At 52.5% G+C, this 589-nt stretch carries 1 protein-coding gene; it reads left to right on the forward strand.

Annotation, left to right across the window (positions count from 1 at the left end; all coding sequences use genetic code 11):
- On the forward strand, positions 1-484 hold a 484-nt coding region (locus tag QMP16_RS23530), incomplete at its 5' end, for an IS3 family transposase (RefSeq protein ID WP_348774639.1).
- Positions 485-589: the final 105 nt, after the last annotated feature.

The raw sequence follows: 589 nt of genomic DNA on the forward strand, positions 1-589 counted from the left end.
TAGGTTAGGTGTTCATCCAACGATGATCCATCAATTGAAATGGGCGCTGCTTGAAGGTGCTTCGGGTGTATTCGAGTGTAGTGGCAGGAATGCGCTTGAAGTGAACGTAGAGCAGATCAGGGGCCTTCACGCCAAGATCCGGGAGTTGGTTATCGCCAACAAATTTTTGGCCAAAAAAGCTCAAACCCTGGACCGGCAAGTGAGGCGGAAGACGATCGAGCCGAGGGGCGAAAGTGAGATGAACCTCAATCTGATGCGCGTGATCGGCATGCAATTTCTGGAGACGCCGTTTTTTGGCGTTCGTAAGATATCATGGCACCTGCGCAATGAGGACCTTCCGATAAACGAGAAAGGCATCCAGCGTTTGATGCGGCTGATGAGCCTCATGCCGATTAACCAGAAGCCCAACACCAACAAGGCAGCAAAAGGCCACAAGATTTATCCCTATCTCTTGCAGGGCTTGCGCGTGGATCGAGCTCCATGATCGCAGGCGTCCGCATTCCGCCCTTGGCGGCAAGCCTCCTGCGGTGACCTATTGGCAGAGAATTGAAACTACAAACCCCAGTCAGCAGGTCCAAAGAGTAACTCA

Origin of the sequence: Ruegeria atlantica (assembly GCF_947495585.1) — a bacterium.
Lineage (GTDB): Bacteria > Pseudomonadota > Alphaproteobacteria > Rhodobacterales > Rhodobacteraceae > Ruegeria > Ruegeria atlantica_G.